Origin of the sequence: Blautia sp. AM28-27 (assembly GCF_003480905.1) — a bacterium.
In the GTDB taxonomy this organism is placed as follows: Bacteria; Bacillota; Clostridia; order Lachnospirales; family Lachnospiraceae; genus Fusicatenibacter; species Fusicatenibacter saccharivorans.
In genome coordinates, this window is record NZ_QUJK01000015.1 from 456 (window position 1) to 19,518 (window position 19,063).

A 19,063-nucleotide genomic window follows, 5' to 3' on the forward strand; every position below is an offset into this window, starting at 1 on the left:
CTATTTACAATCTATCCGAAACCGTCCAAAAGAAAAGGCGCCTTCCGGCGCCCTTTCCCTTTCAACTCTTATTTCTCACGTTTACGATAAACAACTGCTCCGACCACTGCTGCTGCAGAAACGCCGAGCAGGATCACCCACAGCATCACCTGTGTGCGGTCTCCCGTGTCCGGACTCTTTGTTGCTTTCTTCAGATAGAATACGGTATCCGCCTGGCCCTTGCTTGAAACGATCGAAATCGTATGCTTGCCTTCTGCCAGACTCTTTGTATACTCGGCCTTCAGCGTAACCTGCGTATTCTCTTTTCCAGCCGTCACATAATTCTTCGCATCAATCTCTTTCTGGTCGATGAGAACCTTTTTGAGATCCTTTGCTTCAAAATCTGCGGTGAAGGAAAGCTCCTTGCCCTGCATACCTGACTGATTGACTCCTTTGGTAATCTTCGGAAGATTCTGCGCAGTCATCGGTTTCTGTTTCAGGCCGGCAATCGCTTTTTCCAGCGCTGCCGCATAACCATCCACCGTCTTCTGCTCCGTGATATTCTTTCCGCGTACAATCGCTGCTTTTGCATCATTGACTGCTTTTACGCTCTCGTCCGTGTATTTCTTCAGATCGTTTGGAATCTTCTTCACTGCGGCATCTACTTTGCTGTAGTCCGCATCTTTATACGTAAGGCCGGCAATCGCTGCCTCGATCTTTTTTGCGTAACCGTCTACGCTCTCCTGCTCTGTGACCGGCCGCTCGGTTACGACGCTGTTCTTTGCATCTTCCAGTGCTTTTACAGACGCATCGGTATACAGACGGAGGTCCGCCGGAATCTTTTTGATGGCTTCCTCTACTTTGGAATAATCTGCTTTCCGAACCTGCAGTCCTGCCAGTGCATTTTCAATTGCTGCTGCCCAGCCGTCTACTTCTGCCTGATCCAGAATGGTTTTTCCACTTTCTACGCTGTTGATCGCTGTCTGAAGCGGCTGAATGCTTTCTTCCGTATAAATACTCAGATCATTCGAAACTTTGGCAAGAGCCGCGTCTACGGCGCTGTAGTCCGCCGGTTTCAGGGTCAGTCCGTCAAGAGCTGCTTTCAGGTTCTCTGCAAACTGATCGACTTCCTCCTGCCTGCTGTCATCCAGATCCCATACAATGGCTTCTTTTGCCGCATTCAGTGCTTTTACACTCTTTTCGGTATAAATGGATAAGTCTTTCGGAATCTTTCCCAGGAGTTCTTCCACTCCCTGATAATCTGCCGGAACCGGTTTGCGTACCAGTGCTGCAATTGCATTCTCCAGTGCTTCCGCATAAGCATCAACTGCCTGCTGCTCTTCTATCGTTTTGGTGCGGTCGATGGATGCGATGACTGCATTCAGTGCTTCCACGCTCTCTTCCGTATAGATAGAAAGATCTCCCGGAACTTTGGCAAGTACTGCATCAACTTCTGTGTAATCTGCGCCAAGAAGCGTCAGTGTGTTTACTGCTGTCTGAATGGCTGCCGCATAACCATTTACGGTTTCCTGTTCAGCTGATGGCAGGTTCTCTTTTACCGCATCTTTTGCTTTCTGAACAGCTGCCGCGCTTTCTTCTGTATACCGGCCCATGTCCTCCGGTATCAGCGCCAGCGCTTCTGTTACTTTGGTGTAATCTGCGGCTTTTACAATCACAGTGAATTCCTGTGTGAAGTCAACGCCGGTTTTCTTTCCGTCTTTGATTGTCGCCAGAAGTTTTACGGTTCCGGCATTCGTTACTTTCAGGTTTGTGCCGTCTAAAACAGCACCTGTCATTCCGGCATCCGTGATTTCCCATGTGATCTGTTTCTGATCTGCATTTTCTGGAACTGCTTTGCCCGTCAGTGCGGTGGTTCCCGGGATTTCTTTCGGTATGCCCTGGATTTCTGTTACAGCTGCGTACTCATAGGTTCTTATCTGGATTTCAATGGCATCTTTTGTTTCCGTTTCTGCGATCTTTGTTACAATCCAGCTTCCGTTCCAGCTGTCTGCCTTTTTAAGCAGATAATCTGCCGGAGCCTTTTTGGCCTTTTCCGTAAGATCCTTCAGATTCCAGGAAGCCGCCGCTGCGATCACAGCCTCTTTTTCTGTTTTTATTCTTTCTTTGTCATCTTTCTGATCTTTCTTTTCATCCGGATTTGTTTTTTCTGAAAGTATTCGGATTTCTCTGTTCTCTGCATCATTTTTAATCTCCGTATCTTTGCCGAGAACGTCGCCTGCTTTCAGCGAAAGCTCTCCGAACTTCCACGTTTTGGCTTCCTCTTTTGCGAATGCCATGGTTGGGAACATCGTCACGATCAGAAGCATGGACAGTACAAACGAAAGCATTTTTTTCGTTTTCTTCATAACACAAATCCTCCTTTCCTTTTGATTGTTTTGCAGCCGCCAGGGGCCGCAGTTTCTCTTGTTACTTTCATTATACGTGTGTCAGAAAAAGAGTCAACGGGCCGTAAAAATTCGTAAGAATTCTTGTGCATTTCCGCTAAAATACTTTCAACGTTTTTTCACAATACTTCCATGAATTTTTACGGCCCGTCAGATTTTCTTAAGATATTCCTTTATTTGTGATGAAGCACATATTTCACATACGCAATTCTGCGGCTGTCCGGTGCCCAGGAGTTGACGTTGATACTGCCCTGGCCGCCGAAAAGATCCAGCAGTTTTTTCTTATTCTGTCCGTCATAATCCATCATTCCAAGCGATACATACATGTTCGGCAGATGCTCATTCGGTTCCAGCTCACCTTTAGCGAAGGTCAGGTAAATGACGTGTTTTCCATCCGGCGAAACGTGGCCGAACCAGTTGTTGGCATCGGAATCGGTCATCTGGGTGAGACCGCTGCCGTCACGGTTCATCCGCCATACCTGCATCAGACCGCTTCTGGTGCTGTTGAACCAGATGTGCTTTCCGTCCGGTGAATACTCCGGACCGTCGTTGTAGCCTTTGCCGTCCGTCAGGCAGGTTTCCTCGCCGCCGTCTGATGGAATCGTACAGATCTCAATGCGCATGGTCTCCTCCTCCGGCTTTTTGCGGAAGGCACAGTACGCAAGCTCTTTTCCGTCCGGCGACCAGCCGTGCAGATAGCTGAGACCCGGTCCGGTGAGGTCTTTTGGTTCACCGCCTGTCATCGGGAGCACGTAGATGTGGGATTCATACGTTCCATCTGTGAGTTCCGGCGGCATGCAGCTTACCGCCAGCAGCTGGTTGTCCGGTGACGGAACGTGGTCATTGTTGCACTGCACGCAGAAACCGGTATCAACCTGCTCCACATGGTCTTTGTCGATCTCATAGCGGTAGATTTTTCCATCCGCATTATAAAGCAGGGTGTTTCCATCGTTCAGCCAGTTCGGTGCCTCGATGATTCCCGGAAACTCATGCAGCACGGTTTCTTCTCCGGTCTCCACATCCATCGTGCAGAGAATGCTGTCGGTGTTGTCTCTGTCTCCTGTCCATCCGGAGAGCATTTTTCCGGCGCGGCAGGTATCCTCCAGTGTTGCCGCATCCATATCCACAATCTGCAGTGCACCGTTTGCACGGGCGAACTGGAAGCAGGCTTTCAGATCAACCATGCCTTTTCCAAGCGGCGCTTCCTGGCCGGTGATTTTCATATCTTTATAATGAACGGCTTTGACTCGGTCCGCATGCGCCCAGAGGAACTCTTCCGGGTCGACGCCGCCGCAGTACATCCAGCCGGCATCTACTTCTGCTCCGACTTTTTCACCGCAGGCTTCCAGGAGATATTCGTACGCTGTTTTTCCATTCACGCGGATACAGATATCTTCTTTTTCGTTGTGGATCAGAAGACCTGCTCCGGCTTTTTCCAGTTCTTCTGCCAGTTCGCGGTATCTTGCAGCGGTTTCGTCCAGAACATCTTTTGTCAGGCGTGCCGGGCTCTTTACGACAAACCAGGAAATGTGGTATTTCTGCGCCAGTTCTGTAAGAATGGCAAATTCTCTTTCATAGTGGTATTCATCCAGGAAAATGTGGACCGCATGAACCTCAATGTGGTATTTTGCAAGCAGCGGCATTGCCTGCTCCAGATCCTCCGGGATCCAGAAACCGTAGTCCCTGGCATCAACACGGAATCCGAGACACGGCTCGATCTGGCGGTAGCCTGCCTCATAGATTTTCTTTAAAAATCCTTCGGGATCCTGTTTCCATTCTTTGGATACCCCATACATCTGTACACCAAAATACATATTGGTTTCCTCCTTCTCCAGATCCGCTGTTTCCCCATTTTCAGCGGATTTTCTTTTCCTCCATTTTACCACATTTCTTCTATTATAGATATGATTTTTCCTGTCAGTTATAAGAAACACGCTTTGCGTAAAAAAGGCGCCCCGTATGTGTTTTTTCCACATACGGAACGCCTTTTTCCGCCATTTTTTTCAGGGCCTGGTTATTCTTATACAAACTGGTTCGTTTTCTCATCGTACTCATAGTCGATGAGCGCCAGTTTTTCCCGCAGATCGGATTCCTCTGTCTGCATGGCCGCGCAGAATTCTGCGAGCGACGGGTAAAAATCTCTTAATTGCGTATTGACATAGCTCAGCAGCATTACGGGATCTTTCGGCATCATTCGTCTACTACCTCCACACCTGGTTTGATCATTGCTTTCAGGCCGCCGTTTTCCACATCCAGAAGGATCGTATCGCCCTCGCTGACCTGACCGCCAAGGATCAGTTTTGCGGTGCTGGTTTCTACCTCTTTCTGTACGAAACGTTTCAATGGACGGGCGCCGTAAACAGGGTCGTAGCCGCCCTCGATGACAAACTGTTTTGCAGCCGGGCTCAGTTCGACGGTAAGCTCCTGGTCTGCCAGACGTTTGTTCAGTCCTTTCAGCAACAGATCTACGATATGACCAATGTTGTCTTTTGTCAATGGTTTGAACATAATTGTTTCATCCAGACGGTTCAGGAACTCCGGACGGAAGTGTGCACGCAGATCCTGCATGACCAGGTTTCTCGCCTCTTCGGAGATGCTGCCGTCGTCCTGAATGCCGTCCAGCAGATACTGGGATCCGATATTGGAGGTCATGATCAGGATCGTATTTTTAAAGTCTACGGTACGGCCCTGGGAGTCGGTGATACGGCCGTCATCGAGTACCTGCAGCAGAACGTTGAAGACGTCCGGATGCGCTTTCTCGATCTCATCGAACAGAACAACAGAATATGGTTTTCTGCGCACTGCCTCGGTCAGCTGGCCGCCCTCCTCGTAGCCTACATATCCCGGAGGCGCTCCGATCAGACGGGAGACGGAGTATTTCTCCATGTATTCACTCATATCGATTCGAACCATGTTGTTCTCATCATCAAACAGCTTTTCTGCCAACGTTTTCGCAAGCTCTGTTTTACCGACACCGGTAGGTCCAAGGAACAGGAACGAACCGATCGGTTTTGTCGGATCCTTGATTCCGGCTTTGGAACGGATGATTGCATCCGAAACCTTGGTGACTGCCTCATTCTGGCCGATAACTCTCGTGTGAAGTTCATCTTCCAGGCCGAGGATCTTAGTTCTCTCGCCTTCGGTCAGTTTTGCAACCGGGATTCCGGTCCAGCGGGAGACAATTCTGGCAATCTCTTCATCCGTTACACTCTCGTGTACCAGGGAGAGATCTTCATTTTTAACTTTTTTCTCTTCTGCTTCCAGCATCTGCTGTAATTTCGGGAGTTCACCGTACTGCAGTTCAGCGGCGCGGTTCAGATCGTAATCATTCTTTGCTTTCTGGATCTGGCGGTTCATGTCCTCGATCTGCTCACGCAGTTTGGACAGTTTCTCAACGGAACTCTTTTCATTTTCCCACTGTGCCTTTGCAGAATTGAAGGTATCCTTTAACTCAGCCAGCTCTTTCTGCAGTGTTTCCAAACGCTCGCGGCTCAGATTGTCGGTCTCTTTTTTCAGTGCAGCTTCCTCGATCTGCATCTGCAGAATCTTACGGCGCTGCTCATCCAGCTCGGCCGGCATGGAATCCAGTTCTGTCTTGATCAGAGCGCATGCCTCGTCGACCAGGTCGATTGCTTTATCTGGCAGGAAACGGTCGCTGATGTAACGGTTCGAAAGGGTTGCGGCTGCAACGAGGGCACCGTCGGTGATTTTTACGCCGTGGTAAACTTCGTAGCGCTCTTTTAAGCCACGCAGGATGGAAATCGTATCCTCTACGGTCGGCTCATCAACCTGAACCGGCTGGAAACGGCGCTCCAGGGCGGCATCTTTTTCGATGTACTGGCGGTACTCATCCAGCGTTGTGGCACCGATGCAGTGCAGTTCGCCTCGTGCCAGCATAGGTTTCAGCATGTTTCCGGCATCCATCGCGCCGTCGGTCTTTCCGGCGCCGACGATCAGGTGCAGCTCATCGATGAACAGAATGATTTTTCCGTCGCTCTTTCTGACTTCCTCCAGAACGGCTTTCAGACGCTCCTCGAATTCGCCGCGGTATTTTGCACCGGCTACCAAGGCTCCCATATCGAGGGAGAAAATGGTTTTATCTTTCAGGCTCTCCGGTACATCGCCGTTGGCGATTCGCTGGGCCAGGCCTTCTACGACTGCGGTTTTACCAACACCAGGCTCACCGATCAGAACCGGATTGTTTTTTGTCTTACGGGACAGGATACGGACAACGTTCCGAATTTCGGTATCACGGCCGATAACCGGGTCCATTTTCTGGTTTCTGGCTTTTTCTACGATATCCTGGCCATATTTTTCCAGGGTGTCGTATGTCGCCTCCGGGTTGTCGGTGGTAACTCTCTGGTTTCCGCGCACGGTGCTTAATGCCTGCAGGAAACGTTCTCTTGTGATGCCGTACTCCTGAAACAGTTTTTTCATGGACGGGCTTGGGTTTTTCAGCATTGCCAGGAAGAGGTGTTCTACGGAAACATACTCGTCTCCCATGGCTTTCGCCTCATCCTCAGCATTTACCAGTGCTTTATTCAGATACTGACCGATATACGGCTGACCGCCGGATACTTTGACGCGGTCGTTCAGTGCCGTCTCGACACGGTTCAGAAAATGATCTTTGTTGATTTCCATCTTTTCGATCATTTTCAGAATCAGGCTGTCGTCCTGATGCAGGAGGTTATACAACAGATGCTCCTGCTCTATTTCCTGGTTGCCGAAATCGTATGCGGTCTTTTCCAGGTCCTGTACAGCCTGCAGCGATTTTTGTGTGAATTTACTAATATTCATAATCGGCTTCCTCCTTATCTATTTGGGTGCTAACATTCGCTCCGAACAAAAAGAGCGTTGATGTGAATTTTCTTTTCTTTCTTTGTTCTAGTCGTACTATAACACTAGTTATTAGCACTGTCAAGAGGTGAGTGCTAATTTTTTTTATTTTTCCCGACGCTCCTTTTCTCCCTCCCCCCCTAAAAGATTTTTATTCATCGCCGTACACAGCAATAAAATGAATCAGTGCCTCTGTTTCGGAACTGGCATACTTTTTGGCAGATGCTTCCAGCGGCTGTGATTGATATGCTTCAAACGAATCGCCCTCGTCGCGTCCAGATATGTAGCGATTATCATTTAGTTTCCACTTCCTCATTTCTTCAAAATAAGCAGTATTCGCCATTTCCGAATTCCAGTCCATTCGTTCCAGCAGATAATACTCCATTCCATGATAACATTCTTCGCAAATTCCCGTAAAAAATTCTTCTGCTGTCTGAGATGTTAAATGCTCTGGAGCATACCATATTTCGTTCTCTTCATTATTATATAATGCAACGCAATTCGATGATCCTGTCTCTTTCACATACAGCGGAATTTCGGGAATTCCAAGTCGTTCTGTTTCAAGCCGTACCATCTTCTGCGCTGCAATTGTTCTTTCTTCCAGTGTTTTTTGCCTCCATTCGCTCTCCTTTAAGCTCAGCAGAAATTCTTTATTTTCCTGAAAAATGTTCTCCTGATTCTGGACGAGATTATAGTCCTTTTTTCGTTCGTAAAGTTCTGCCACTCCGGACGGAGACTCAAGCTTCCAATATATCATCATACAAGTCGGTACCATACTCACGCATACTGAAACAAACAGAAATGCGTTTAAGTCACTTCTTTTTAATCTCCAGAATTTTTTCGGAGAATATTTTCGTTTTTTTCTATGTAAATCTCTTAAAACCGTAACAAGAAATATCCCATCCAGCACTGCAAGAAACAACACAATTTTCAGTGAATATTGGGCAAATAAAAACAGCATCAGTATGCTCGGCGGAAATGTATAGAATAAAACTTCATTTGCAGTTCCATCTGCGCAGTAGCTTCGAATGGGTGAGGCCAGCCACAAAATCAGGCACAGCGCATAGGCAAAAAGCATTGTCCCCGACGAAATATGGACGGAACATTCTGTAATATATACCTCAACCTGTTTCACATACATCACATACAAGATACAGATCGGATATAAAATCGAGCTTTTGCTCAACCAGTATGCCGCTGATTTTCTTTCCCGTCTTCTTTTCTGTTCCTCCATATCAGATCCCCCTGATTTTTCTTTTGTTTTATTTGAAATACTTGTATGTTTATTTTAGCGTAATTTTTCGTTTTTGCCTATCCTTCGTTTTTCAGTTGAATCTTTCTGTAAAAACCAAAATTGCGAAACCCTGTTTTGGCAGGACTCCGCAATCTCTTTTTCCTATTTACTTTATGATACATGACGGGCAGCATATTTCATTTTCTGGTTTCCGGCGCATTTCTTAAAATACTGCCGGATCGCATCTTCGTTCATATCGTTTCCGATAAACACAGCCTGGCCGGCGTTTTTCTGTTCTGTGCCGGTGATGCTGTAGCGGTGATCGGCGACATCAAATTGGAGAAACTGGTCTCCGGCTGCGAACTGTCCTTTTGCACGGATGATATTTCCAAACGCTCCGCGAATGATCTGTTCCAGAAAACACCACAGGGTTTCCGGTGCCTCCATTCGGATATTTTCGAAGGAGAAGGTCTCCGGCATCTTTTCGCCGCTCTGCGTATCCTGTACTTCTTTCTCATATCGGCCGCCCAGCAGCAGGCTCTGGTAATCTTCCCGTGTCATCGTGGATGCATAATCCGTGATGATTTTTGCCTGCGGGTTAATTTCCTGCAGAAATTTCTGGATGCGCTGTTTTTCTTCCGCCTGGCATGCTTCTGTTTTGGAAACAATGATCGTATCCGCGCTTCGGATCTGATCCTGATACAGCTCGGGATATTCCGCCATATAGCGGCGGTAACTGTAAACATCCACAATAGTGACCGGCGAGAGAAGCTGAATTCTCTCGTACTCGATCTGACGCAGATTTTCTATAATCCGGGCGAGACTTCCGACGCCTGTCGGTTCTACGATCAGGTATTCCGGGCCTACCACATTGGCAATGGTCAGCACGGATGCTGCAAAATCCTTTTTCCCGATGCAGCAGATGCACTGCTCTGTCATTTCCCATACATTTTTCTGCGTTCCTTGCCGGTTCTGGCCAAGACGTGCGCCGTCGATTCCTGCGGCTCCATATTCATTTTCCAGTATGGCAAACCGCTGATCGACGTTCCTGGCCAGCCGTTTGATAAATGTTGTTTTTCCCGCGCCCAAAAAGCCGGATACGATCAATATTTTCATACGTTTCCTTTTTCAGTCAAATTTTCAAATCATCAGTCAGCCAATTTAACGACTGGTTTGATTAAATCCTTCGGTTTATCTCTCATGAGGAACAGTGCTTCTTCCAGATGATCCCATCCATCAAACACATGTGTGGACAGCGGGCTGACATCCAGCTTGCCTGCCGAAACAAGAGCTCCCAGTTTTTCCATGCGGAGTCTTCCGCCAGGCATCAGGCCTCCGTTAATCTGTTTGTGACCCATTCCAACGCCCCACTCTACACGCGGAATATCAATGTTGTCACCGGATCCAAGATAGTTTACATTTCCGATCTTTCCGCCCGGTTTCAGGCATTTTACTGCTTCTGCAAAGGTTTCTACACCACCGCCGGCGATGACTACTTTATCAACACCTTTTCCATCTGTCATATCAAGTACCTGCTGGAAAATCGGTCCGTTCTTGTAGCTGACAAAATCCGTTGCGCCGTATTTTTTTGCCGCTTCTACGCAGACCGGTCTCGTTCCGACAGCAATGATTCTCGATGCGCCGCGCATATTCGTTCCGGCTACCGACATCAGACCAACTGGTCCGATTCCGATGACAAGAACTGTATCACCAAACTGTACATCGGCAAGCTCTACGCCGTGGAATCCGGTCGGCACCATATCGGAAAGCATGCACGCGTCGACAACATTGATGTTTTTCGGAAGCAGCGCAAGGTTTCCATCGGCATCATTTACATGAAAGAATTCAGAAAAGACACCATCTTTGAAGTTGGAGAATTTCCAGCCTGCCAGCATTCCGCCGGAGTGCATGGAATAACCAGCCTGTGCTTCCAGAGAATTCCAGTCCGGAGTGATGGCCGGCACAAGAACCCGGTCTCCCGGTTTGAAATCTTTTACGAGCTCTCCGACTTCCACAACCTCTGCACAGCACTCATGGCCCAGAATCATGTTATGACGGTCACCGATGGCCCCTTCCCATAAAGTGTGGACATCTGATGTGCAGATGGCAACTGCCAGTGGACGGCAAATGGCATCCATCGGCCCGCATTTCGGGCGTTCTTTCTCGATCCATCCGGATTCACCGATTTTCAGCATTGCATAACCTTTCATATCTTTTGCTCTCCTTTCAGATTGTTAATGATTTATCGATTCCTATGATTCGAATATATCACTAATAGGTTACTAATTCAACAGAAAAGTCACGGAATATCGTAGAATATTCCGTGACTTTTTTATAGCTTTTGCACAATAGATTACTTATAGATACTTTTTATCAAATTCTGTACCGACCGCATTCCCATACCGAAACGGCTACAGCCGGCTTTCTGCATTTCCTGTATAGTTTCCAGACTGCGGATTCCACCGGCGGCCTTGATCTGAATGCGACCGGCGGCTTCACGGCTCATGATTCGAACCTGCTCCACGGTGGAAGGACAGCCGGGATACCATCCGGTGCTCGTCTTTACATAATCCGCACGGCCTTCCACACACAGATCCACTGCCTGGCAGATTTCCTGCTCCGTCAGCTGCGGTGCCTCGATGATCACCTTAAAAATCGCCGAAGGCACCTGCTCCCGGATGGCCAGAAGTTCTTCTTTTACATAAGAAAATTCGTGGCTTCTGAATGCCGTAAGATTCATCACCATGTCGATTTCCCGGCAGCCAGCCTCCCACAGTTCTTTTGCCTGCCGCTTCTTCTGTCCGGTCGTATCTCCGCCGCCCGGAAAGCTTACCACGCCTCCCGCATGGATTTCTCTGGTGTCCTGCAGCCGTTCTGCCACATGGGCGCTGAACGCCGGCAAGGTAAACACAGCAGCCAGACGATATTTCTTTGCCAGCTCCACCATCGCATCAATTTCATCCATTGTATGAAATGCCTGTACACAGCTGATATCAATCTGCCGCATCAGTTTCTTCTGTTCTTCTGTCTCATCGCTCATTTACTCCGTCCTTTTCCCGAAATCTCCACCTCGTACTTGCTTCCGATGATCCGCACGTGGTCAATGCTCACCGGCCGGTTCTGCCAGTAGGTGACTCTGTGCACCACAAGAAGCGCATCCTTCGGCTCCGTTTTCAGAACCTGGGCTTCCATAAAGGTCGCGGATTTCGCTGAAATTCTGTCTCGTGTCTCATCAATCTGCAAGCCGAATTTCTCCTCCAGAAACTGATACAGCGCTACAAACTGATTCTCATACGCCTCGATGCCAGGGACTTTCGCATATTCGATATAATTTTCCATCAGCGTAACAGGCTCTTCATCCGCAAGCTGCAGCCGCTGAATCCTCGCCACGCTGGTTCCCTCCGGAATTTCCAGTTCATCGGCGAGCTGTTTGTCCGCCGAAATGATGTCGATCATCATATCTGACGTCGTTACCCGATATCCTTTTTTCATCAGGGATTCCGTGACCGATGTGACCTTGTTATAATTCTGAATTGCCTTATGATTCAGCACCCTCGTTCCAGAACCCTGGCGAACCTCAACCAGTCCCTCCTGCACCAGCATCTTTACTGCATTCCGTACCGTAGTACGGCTGACCTGATAGATTTTCTCCAGTTCACACTCCTTCGGCAGAAATCCCCCGACAGGATATGTTCCCTTATTGATCTCGTTTTTCAGTCTGCTGTAAACCTTCACATAAGCCGGTGCATTTTTCATCTTCTTCCCCTCCCGTGAAATATCAATATCCGCTTTTTGATCCTTTTTGCAGTATACCATATTTTGACGGCACAATCGAGTCCCAAAGAAGAGTTCCTGTTTTCTGCTTTGTCACCGACACATACTCTGCCAGACGCACAGAAAAAAGGCAGACGCATGTCATTTCTTTATGACTCACATCTGCTCTGCATGAATCTTCTTTTTTCTGCTGTCTGCGAAATACTTCCATTCTCCAGAAGCAAATCTCTCTTTCTGCGGTGTAAATTTTTGTTACAAATTTTTTATTGTTCTTTTCTATTTTTTCGTATCAAACCGCATCACCGCCATGTGCACCACGTACGGCACCAAGATGACCGGGATTGCCAGGTATGCCAGGATGCTGTACACCTTCTGGATCAGCGTCAGCAGACCAAACTGTGCGATAAGGAAGTCCGCGATGCAGCAGACAAGCGCGGCAAGGATCTGGGTGCGGCTGATTTTGCCTGCGGTTTCTGTTCTGCTGCTTCGTTCAGCGAGACCGGCGTGGATTCGTTTGACCATGGCGGCAACCATGTTGACGGCTGTGGATACGGCACCGAGGATGATCAGTACGGAAATCAGCGGTGTCATGAATTTACTGCCGACGCCCTGCTGAACCATAAATAATGTCGGGACGCTCTGCTGGATCATTTCCGGGTTCTGGTATACGGTCATGATTCCGAGGACGACCATGATCATCAGAAGGGCATTTAATACGGCACCGACTGCCATGCTCTTTCCGGCATCCTGCGGTTTTTCGAAGGATTTGGCATGCTGGACGAAGACTGCGACATTGGCAAGCTGGAAGGTTCCGTAGAGGAATGCGGCGTACAGGGCTTTGCCGAATGGGAGGTCTGCGGTTTTCATGGCGTTTACAGTATCGCCGATCTTTCCGGCTCCGGCGATGATGTTCGGGACGTAGACGATCAGCAGACCGGCAATAATGCAGATGGACAGCACTGACGCTACTTTCCGCACCAGATCCGTTCCGAATACCGAAACGACGAAAATAATTTTCCAGTTTCATAACGATTCTCCCTTCTTCCTAACAAGCAAAAGGGCATACTGACCTTCTGTTGGTCAATACGCCCTTGTATCTCCGATGTGCTTTAGTATATCACAGTTTTAACGCGAATGCACTCAATTTTAAGCAAAACGCAAAAGATCCCGGGATTTTTCTCTCCCGGGATCTGAAAATTCTTACTATGTAATTCTTTTTTAAACCACACGTCTTACCGCAAGAATCGTGGTATACGCTGCGTTGCTGCTGATCTTGATACCGTCGCGCTCATTGCTTGCGTGTACGATTGCACCGCCGCCGATGTAGATGGCTACGTGGCCGCTGTAGCAGATAATATCGCCCGGCTGAGCCTCTGCATAAGATACACCGCGTCCTACACCACGCAGTGCACTGGAGGAATGCGGAAGGTCGTATCCGAAGTGTGCGTAAACGCTCATGATAAAACCAGAGCAGTCAGCTCCGTTGGTAAGGCTTGTGCCGCCCCATACGTATGGATTTCCAATAAACTGGGTTGCATAGGATACGATGGCACTTCCGGTTGCGCTTCCGGTGCTGCTGGAGCTGCTGGAATCATCCGAGCTGCTGGTATCGCTGGACGAAGAATCATCGTAAGAGCTTCCTCCGTTAGACGGTGTTGTTGTCGTGGTGGAGCTTCCTGTGCTGGACGGTGTGTTGTCTGCCGTTGTTGTATTATTTGCAGCACTGCTTGCGGCTGCTTCTGCTGCTGCCTGTCTTGCTGCTTCTGCCTGGCGGGCTGCCTCGGCTGCTTCTGCTGCCTGACGGGCCTCTTCGGCTTTTCTTGCTGCCTCTTCGGCTGCAATCTCCTCCTGGATCTGCTGGATCTTTGCGTTCTGCTCTGCCAGTACTGCGTTGTACTGTGCAGCCATGTCGTTCAGGTCTGCGATCTGGTTTTCGTAGTCATCGGAAACGGCTTTTTTCTGCTCAAGCATTGCCTCAAGGGACTGCTGCTGTGCTTCCTGCTCTGCCTCACTGGCTTCGAGATCTGCTTTTTCATCTGCAAGCTGATTGCTGTAGTCTGTTACCTGCTGTACAAGATCCATGTACTCCTGCAGGCACTCTCTGTCGTATTTGTATAATTTCTGGGTGTACTCAGCCTGGTTGAGAATGCTGCTTAAATCTTTTCCCTCCAGAAGAAGTGCTGCCCAGCCGTTGTCTCCGCCGCTCTCATAGAGGAACTGGATTCGTTTTTTCATCAGCTCGTACTGCTCGTCCTCTTCAGCCTGGGACTGTGCCAGTTTTTCCTGTGTTGTTTCAATTTCTGTCTGTTTCTCTGCAATTTCATTTTTCAGATTTTCCACGGATGCCATGGTTACGACAAGCTGTGCGTCCAGGTCATCAATCTCGCCGGTAATCTGATTCTTTTTGGTTTCCAGATCGTCGATTTCTGCTTTTGCGTTGTCAAGCTGTGCGCTGGTCTCTGCCTGTGCTGCCTGCTGCTGCTGTAACTGCTCCTGTTTCGAGGCGCTTACTGTCATTACCTGAGCTGCACTTACGATCACTGCTAAACTTAAGGCAAGAAATTTTTTTCTCATTCTTTCACTCCCAAATTGATTCGTTGTATGTAGGTTTCTTTGTTTCAGGTTTCCCTGTTTCTTAGAAATTCAATTATTCTGTAACAATTTTGAAATATTTTTCCCAATTCTTTTACATAATATCACAATTCACAAATGGATGCAAGGAAAAATATCCCGACTTTTTGTAAACAATTCGTGAACAGTAACGATACATGTTATTTTACCTTCTGTACACTCACACAACTCAATTTGTATTGATCCGGCGAGGAAAGCGCATCGCCGTCAGGGATTGAAAAGTCCTCTGCGGAGAATTTCGCACAGAGTGCCCGGTACTGATCCTCTGTAAAGTACGGCACCGCATCCTGATTCCATTCCAGACTGATTTCCTGATTGGTCACGCCGCGCGTTACAATTTTCCCGCCTTCAAAATCCTTTTGTTTCATTTCTTTTAACGCATTGTAAACTGCAGTTCCATAATCCAGACGTACTTTCAACACGGCATTGGCGTACTCCTCCACGCCGCCGTTTGCGATCAGTGCTCCGCCTGCCGCAGATGCTGCTGCGCCAAGTACATTCTGATACGATGCACCGTCCGAGAAGAGAATCTGTCCGCCCTCACCATACCAGCTTTTGATTTTTTCCAAATACGACGGTGATACGCTGCTGCTTTTCCGATACGTATAATCCAGCGTGATGCTGTTTTCTCCAAGTCCCAGATCCGCAGCGGCCGCCTCTGCACCGAGTGCATAACCTGTCCCGTACTTTGTTCCGTTCTCTTCGTTTTTCTGTCCGATATAGCCCAGGTGCGTGTAGCCGGCCTGTACTGCCGCATATCCTGCCAGGTAGCCGGCCTCTGATACATCAATTTCCAGGCTTTCTGTATTTCCGCGGAGACGGCTGCGGCCGCTCTCACTGACCGGTTCTGCCTCCAGCAGCAGAAAACGGACATCCTTCCAGTCGCGCTGTGCATCGTAAACGGCGCGGCTCATGCTCGTTCCGGCACAGACGATAACGGATGCTCCCTTCTGCGCCGCCTCTTTGATGGTGTTTTCATAGTCCTCTGTTGTCCGTCCTGCCGGAACACTTGCTTCATATTTCAGACCGCTCTCGTCTCCATACTGCGCAAGACCGTTCCATGCTGACTGATACACGGCATCGGAAGCTACCTCACTGCCGTCGGTTACCAGCACCAGATCCACTGGTTCCGTCTTTTCTTTTCCGCAGCCGCCCAGCAGCAGCAACGACACTGCGCCAAGACAGAGCGCCCATTTCCAGCTCTTTCGCATGTTTACTCCCCTTGTATTTTTATTTTCCAGATTTTTTCTTTTGTATTTCTGATCTGCGTCTTTCACGCACCTTCTAGTATAGACAATTCCAGCGCAAAAAGAAAGAGAGAATACACGAACTACAAAGTTTTTTTGTATTCTCTCTTATTTTTTATAGAAGATATTTTACTGGAACAGATCGTTCAGGATTTCTGCCGGTTTCTTCCTGCGGTAGCCTTCACTGTCACTTAAGATACTGTTGCTCCAGGTGAAATGATTCACACCGGTCAGATAGGACCGGTCAAGAACTTTTACACCATACCGCTCATACGCAACCGGATAATACATTTTCATGTATTCATTTGCCAGCTCAATAGCTTCACTGTTAATGCTTCCTGTTGAAGAAACGGTTCCGCCAAGCTGAATATACGGCGGTGTCGCATGAATGACAACCACGCTGCCGTCCGAGCACTGGCCAATGACAATCCAGACATGACCGCTCTTGCTGACCACATCACCCGGCGTAAATTTCTGGGACGTATCGCCTGTCACGCAGGTTCCCCAGCCTTTTCTTGCAAAGTAGGCCGGCATTCCAGTGGAGGTTGTCGTTGCATACTCTTTCGTCACCTGATGTGCGGTCCATCCGACATAGCCGGAACAGTCAAGACCTTTTCCGTACTCATACAGATGATCGGAATAGTTGTAGGTGGAATTCTGTGTATTGAAGAATTGTTTCCACTGCGCATTGACGCCGTAACTCTCTGCCTCTGCGTCTGTGTGGCCGCCTCCCCAGATATACAGGGTGTTTCCAAGCGGAAGCAGTGCATTTTTCAGAAAGTTCCGTACGGTGCGGACACCGATCTGCGCGGACGGTTCAAATCCGTCCGGACTCTGTACCAGCTTGCCGTCCTCATCGAACACATACGTTTTTCCGTCGATCACCTGTTTTCCGGTTATCATGCCGCCCCAGTTTCGGAAATAGTATGTATTTCCGCCAATCGACTGCCAGCCGATTGCCATTTTCGAGTCAGATCCAAGGTAATAGAGGTTATTATCATAGGTAATAAACGCATTCTTGTACATGCCGCCCCAGCTTCTCGGATAATAATAGTTATAATCCCAGTATACCCAGCCGCTTGTCGCCATAACGCCGTTTTTGTCTACATAATAATAGTTTCCGTCGTACTGAAACAGCTCGTCATCTCTTCTGGTTCCATTGGCGTTGATCCAGTAATGCGTTCCGTCCAGAAGCAGCCAGCCCGTATGGCTTGTGCCGTCCTCATCGAAATAATACGTTTTTCCGCCGTTCTGCACCCAGCCGGTGGCAAATGTTCCATCTGAATTGGCATAGTATGTTTTACCGCCGATGGTAAATGTCTGATCATGGTACAGACCGCCCCAGCTCTGGAATGCGTATTTTGTTCCGCCGATGGTATGAATTCCGGTGTACATGCCGCCCCAGCTTCGGAAATAGTAGCGGTTTTTGTCGTAGGTGATCCATTCAGACGATGCCATCGTACCGTCTTCTTTCATCCAGTACCAGTTGTTGTCATATTTCACCCAGCCGGTCTGAAGCGACGTATCCTTGTTGATCCAGTAATACGTTCCATTGGTCAGATACCAGCCCTCTTTTGTAATCTGCTCGCCGTCTTCCAGAAAATAGTATTTCTTTCCATTGATATCGCAGACACCTGTATAGAAGGTTCCGTCATCCTTTGCCCAGTATTTCTTTCCCTGCCAGGTAAAAGATTCGTTATGGTAAACGCCGCCCCAGCTGTGGAAATAATATCTTGCTCCGTCAACCTCTTTCATTCCGGTGTACATCACACCGTCACCATCAAAATAGTATCGGTTGTTGTCATACGTGATCCATTCAGATGCAGCACGTGTGCCGTCCGCTTTCAGCCAGTACCATTTGCCTTCCAGCTTCAGCCAGCCGGTCTGAACAGAACCATCCTGATTAATCCAGTAAGTCTGATCTCCCAGCTGAACCCAGCCGGTCTGGCTGGCATGATAGATCGATCCGTCATTCTGCGCTATGTAGGTTTTCCCTTTTACGGTAAAGAAGGTGTTTCGATATACACCACCCCAGCTCTGGAAATAATACTCGTTTCCTCCGATGCTCTGGAAACCGTTTTTATAAATGCCGCCCCAGCTCCGGAAGTAATACAGATTGTTGTTGATTTCTTTCCAGCCGGATGTCATCATGACACCATTATCATCAAACCAGTACCAGTTATCATCGTACAGCAGCCAGCCGGTCTGCAGGACGCCGTCTTCTCTTACCCAATAATATGATGTGCCTTTTTTCAGCCAGCCTTTTTGTGTGATCTGCGCTCCCGTAGTATCATCAAATGCGCAGAGATCACCATGTCCATTCATTGTTCTGACTATTCCACGGGCAACGATACCATTTTCCTGTACATAATACATTTTTCCGCTGATGCTGAGATACACATTTCTCTGAATGCCGCCCCAGCTCTGGAAATAATAAAGGTTTCCATCTACTTCCTGAAAACCATTTTTATAGATTGCTCCGTCTCCCTTGGCATAATAAAGATTATTATCGTATGTGAACCAGCTGTTTTCTGCCATGCGGCCGTTCCGGTCCGGATCCAGCCAGTACCAGTTTCCATTCCGGTAAAGCCATCCTGTTTTCAGCTGTCCGTTCTCATAAAAATACCAGCCGCTGTCGCCTGCCTTAACCCAGCCATTCTGACTGGCCCGCACAGCAGCACCGCTGTCCTGTGAAGCCTGTGTCTGCGTTTCACTCTGTATCCCGCTCTGCTGATCCTCTGTCTCCACAGACTGGTCCATCACCGTGCTGCTCCCCACAGCACTCGCGGAAACAGTCGTCGGATGTACGCTGAGCATCAGCACCATAAAAAGTGTACCGCCCAGAAGACTTCTCAATTTTTTCTTCGATGTCATTGGCAAGTAACTCCCTTACTATATTATATCTGCTTTTCTCTCCATGTTATCATTAGAAATTATATTATCTTTTGTAATATTTT

General features: G+C 48.4%; 13 protein-coding genes. All 13 read right to left on the bottom strand.

Features of this window, described 5'->3' with window-relative positions:
* Positions 1-68: 68 nt before the first annotated feature.
* The 13 genes from DW743_RS14395 to DW743_RS14460 all read right to left on the bottom strand — a co-directional run bounded on the left by DW743_RS14395 (position 69) and on the right by DW743_RS14460 (position 18,980).
* Positions 69-2,345, bottom strand: a complete 2,277-nt coding sequence (locus tag DW743_RS14395; protein ID WP_117761976.1) for a hypothetical protein — start codon at positions 2,343-2,345, stop codon at positions 69-71.
* A gap of 212 nt (positions 2,346-2,557) precedes the next feature.
* Positions 2,558-4,198 carry a TIM barrel protein gene (locus DW743_RS14400; protein ID WP_158568581.1) on the bottom strand — a complete coding sequence of 547 codons (1,641 nt, stop codon included), beginning with the start codon at positions 4,196-4,198 and terminating at the stop codon, positions 2,558-2,560.
* Between the two features lie 206 nt (positions 4,199-4,404).
* Positions 4,405-4,578, bottom strand: coding sequence for a DUF4250 domain-containing protein (locus tag DW743_RS14405; protein ID WP_022461670.1), 174 nt, complete (start codon positions 4,576-4,578; stop codon positions 4,405-4,407).
* Complete coding sequence (clpB, locus tag DW743_RS14410) at positions 4,575-7,181, bottom strand: ATP-dependent chaperone ClpB (protein ID WP_117761978.1); 2,607 nt, start codon at positions 7,179-7,181, stop codon at positions 4,575-4,577. Before clpB ends, DW743_RS14405 begins: the two co-directional genes overlap by 4 nt.
* 190 nt (positions 7,182-7,371) lie before the next feature.
* Positions 7,372-8,454 carry a hypothetical protein gene (locus DW743_RS14415; RefSeq protein WP_117510090.1) on the bottom strand — a complete coding sequence of 361 codons (1,083 nt, stop codon included), beginning with the start codon at positions 8,452-8,454 and terminating at the stop codon, positions 7,372-7,374.
* Between the two features lie 171 nt (positions 8,455-8,625).
* On the bottom strand, positions 8,626-9,570 hold the full coding sequence (locus DW743_RS14420) for a CobW family GTP-binding protein (protein WP_117510091.1): 945 nt from the start codon (positions 9,568-9,570) through the stop codon (positions 8,626-8,628).
* A gap of 32 nt (positions 9,571-9,602) precedes the next feature.
* Entirely contained in the window at positions 9,603-10,664 is a 1,062-nt protein-coding gene (locus tag DW743_RS14425; RefSeq protein ID WP_022461674.1) for an NAD(P)-dependent alcohol dehydrogenase, read from the bottom strand.
* Between the two features lie 143 nt (positions 10,665-10,807).
* The gene (deoC, locus tag DW743_RS14430) at positions 10,808-11,494 is read right to left on the bottom strand and encodes a deoxyribose-phosphate aldolase (RefSeq protein WP_055220244.1); all 687 of its coding nucleotides are present in this window, start codon (positions 11,492-11,494) and stop codon (positions 10,808-10,810) included.
* Positions 11,491-12,210, bottom strand: coding sequence for a GntR family transcriptional regulator (locus tag DW743_RS14435; RefSeq protein ID WP_055220242.1), 720 nt, complete (start codon positions 12,208-12,210; stop codon positions 11,491-11,493). The genes deoC and DW743_RS14435 overlap by 4 nt, the downstream gene beginning before the upstream one ends.
* Positions 12,211-12,504: 294 nt before the next feature.
* Complete coding sequence (locus tag DW743_RS14445; protein WP_173816457.1) at positions 12,505-13,206, bottom strand: hypothetical protein; 702 nt, start codon at positions 13,204-13,206, stop codon at positions 12,505-12,507.
* A gap of 240 nt (positions 13,207-13,446) precedes the next feature.
* Positions 13,447-14,802, bottom strand: coding sequence for a C40 family peptidase (locus tag DW743_RS14450; RefSeq protein ID WP_117510092.1), 1,356 nt, complete (start codon positions 14,800-14,802; stop codon positions 13,447-13,449).
* Between the two features lie 197 nt (positions 14,803-14,999).
* Complete coding sequence (locus DW743_RS14455; RefSeq protein WP_147345114.1) at positions 15,000-16,070, bottom strand: BMP family ABC transporter substrate-binding protein; 1,071 nt, start codon at positions 16,068-16,070, stop codon at positions 15,000-15,002.
* Between the two features lie 165 nt (positions 16,071-16,235).
* A complete protein-coding gene (locus DW743_RS14460) occupies positions 16,236-18,980 on the bottom strand; it encodes a hypothetical protein (RefSeq protein WP_117761980.1) in 2,745 nt (914 codons plus the stop codon).
* Between the last annotated feature and the right edge of the window lie 83 nt (positions 18,981-19,063).

Excerpts from the sequence above, each read along its gene's own strand:
- DW743_RS14395 (WP_117761976.1), bottom strand. The coding sequence starts at position 2,345 with ATGAAGAAAACGAAAAAAATGCTTTCGTTTGTACTGTCCATGCTTCTG.
- DW743_RS14400 (WP_158568581.1), bottom strand. The coding sequence starts at position 4,198 with ATGTATTTTGGTGTACAGATGTATGGGGTATCCAAAGAATGGAAACAG.
- DW743_RS14405 (WP_022461670.1), bottom strand. The coding sequence starts at position 4,578 with ATGATGCCGAAAGATCCCGTAATGCTGCTGAGCTATGTCAATACGCAA.
- clpB (WP_117761978.1), bottom strand. The coding sequence starts at position 7,181 with ATGAATATTAGTAAATTCACACAAAAATCGCTGCAGGCTGTACAGGAC.
- DW743_RS14415 (WP_117510090.1), bottom strand. The coding sequence starts at position 8,454 with ATGGAGGAACAGAAAAGAAGACGGGAAAGAAAATCAGCGGCATACTGG.
- DW743_RS14420 (WP_117510091.1), bottom strand. The coding sequence starts at position 9,570 with ATGAAAATATTGATCGTATCCGGCTTTTTGGGCGCGGGAAAAACAACA.
- DW743_RS14425 (WP_022461674.1), bottom strand. The coding sequence starts at position 10,664 with ATGAAAGGTTATGCAATGCTGAAAATCGGTGAATCCGGATGGATCGAG.
- deoC (WP_055220244.1), bottom strand. The coding sequence starts at position 11,494 with ATGAGCGATGAGACAGAAGAACAGAAGAAACTGATGCGGCAGATTGAT.
- DW743_RS14435 (WP_055220242.1), bottom strand. The coding sequence starts at position 12,210 with ATGAAAAATGCACCGGCTTATGTGAAGGTTTACAGCAGACTGAAAAAC.
- DW743_RS14450 (WP_117510092.1), bottom strand. The coding sequence starts at position 14,802 with ATGAGAAAAAAATTTCTTGCCTTAAGTTTAGCAGTGATCGTAAGTGCA.
- DW743_RS14455 (WP_147345114.1), bottom strand. The coding sequence starts at position 16,070 with ATGCGAAAGAGCTGGAAATGGGCGCTCTGTCTTGGCGCAGTGTCGTTG.
- DW743_RS14460 (WP_117761980.1), bottom strand. The coding sequence starts at position 18,980 with ATGACATCGAAGAAAAAATTGAGAAGTCTTCTGGGCGGTACACTTTTT.